The organism is Herbaspirillum sp. WGmk3 (assembly GCF_023952535.1).
Taxonomy (GTDB): domain Bacteria; phylum Pseudomonadota; class Gammaproteobacteria; order Burkholderiales; family Burkholderiaceae_D; genus Herbaspirillum; species Herbaspirillum huttiense.
The window spans coordinates 1-1,742 of sequence record NZ_JAKYWT010000016.1; the positions used below are offsets into that span (position 1 = coordinate 1).

Here is a 1,742-nt window from a genome sequence, read left to right on the forward strand (position 1 = left end):
ATGGAAGTCAGCCACACCATCATCAACCTGATCATCTTCGTGCTGGCCATCTACGTTGGCTACCACGTGGTCTGGACGGTGACCCCGGCCTTGCACACGCCCCTGATGGCGGTGACCAATGCCATCTCGGCCATCATCATCATCGGTGCCATGCTGGCCGCGGGCCTCACCGAAGGCACGGTCGGCCGCATTGCCGGCACGCTGGCCGTGGCGCTGGCGGCGGTGAACGTGTTCGGCGGCTTCATGGTGACCCAGCGCATGCTGGAAATGTTCAAGAAGAAAGAGCCCAAGGCCAAGTCGGGAGAACGAGCATGAGCATGAACCTGGTGACCCTGTTGTACCTGATCGCATCGATCTGTTTCATCCAGGCCCTGAAGGGTCTCTCGCACCCGGCCACGGCCCGTCGCGGCAACAGCTTCGGCATCGCCGGCATGGTCATCGCCGTGCTGACCACGCTGGCGCTGATCGTCAAGATCAAGGGGGAGGGTACCAATCCTTCCGGTGACATCGGCTACCTGCTGGTGGCTGGCGGCGTGATCGTCGGTGGCGGCATCGGCACTTATCTGGCGCGCAGCGTCGAGATGACCAAGATGCCCGAACTGGTGGCGGCGATGCACTCGCTCATTGGTCTGGCGGCGGTCTGTATCGCGGTGGCGGCGGTGGCCGAGCCGTGGGCGCTGGGCATTTCGGCGCACGGGCAACTGATTCCGGTGGGCAACCGGGTGGAACTGTTCATCGGTACCTTCGTGGGGGCCATCACCTTCTCGGGTTCGGTGATCGCCTTCGGCAAGCTCTCGGGCAAGTACAAGTTCCGCCTGTTCCAGGGTGCGCCGGTCAACTTCGCCGGCCAGCATTTCCTGAACCTGCTGCTGGCGGTGGCCATGATCGGTTTCGGCATCATCTTCGTGCTGACGCAAAACTGGCTGCCCTTCATCATCATGGCCGCCATCGCCTTTGCGCTGGGCGTGCTCATCATCATCCCGATTGGCGGGGCGGACATGCCGGTGGTGGTCTCGATGTTGAACAGCTATTCCGGCTGGGCGGCGGCGGGCATCGGTTTTTCGCTGAACAACTCCATGCTCATCATCGCGGGTTCGCTGGTCGGTTCGTCCGGTGCGATCCTCTCCTACATCATGTGCAAGGCGATGAACCGGTCCTTCTTCAACGTGATCCTGGGCGGCTTTGGCGGTGAAGCGGCGGCCGCCGGTGGCGGGGCGCAGCAGCAGCGCAACGTCAAGTCGGGATCGGCCGACGATGCGGCGTTCCTGATGGGAAATGCAGAAACCGTCATCATCGTGCCGGGTTACGGGCTTGCCGTCGCACGCGCGCAGCACGCACTGAAGGAACTGACCGAAAAGCTGACCCACAACGGCGTGACCGTGAAATACGCAATCCACCCGGTGGCAGGCCGCATGCCGGGCCACATGAACGTGCTGTTGGCCGAAGCCGAAGTGCCCTATGACCAGGTGTTCGAGATGGAAGACATCAACAGCGAATTCGCCCAGGCCGATGTGGTGCTGGTGCTGGGGGCCAATGACGTGGTCAACCCGGCGGCCAAGGATCCCAAATCGCCCATTGCCGGCATGCCGATCCTGGAAGCCTACAAGGCCAAGACCGTGATCGTGAACAAGCGCTCCATGGCAGCGGGTTATGCAGGCCTGGACAATGAACTGTTCTACATGGACAAGACCATGATGGTCTTTGGCGATGCCAAGAAGGTCATCGAAGATATGGTCAAGGCG

At 61.9% G+C, this 1,742-nt stretch carries 2 protein-coding genes; both read left to right on the forward strand.

The features are described 5' to 3' along the window. The coding region (locus MKD49_RS25715; protein WP_034335569.1) for an NAD(P) transhydrogenase subunit alpha at nt 1-315 on the forward strand (315 nt) is incomplete at its 5' end. Beyond that, a partial coding sequence (locus MKD49_RS25720; RefSeq protein ID WP_252697713.1) for an NAD(P)(+) transhydrogenase (Re/Si-specific) subunit beta occupies nt 312-1,742 on the forward strand: 1,431 nt, incomplete at its 3' end. The genes MKD49_RS25715 and MKD49_RS25720, both read left to right, overlap by 4 nt.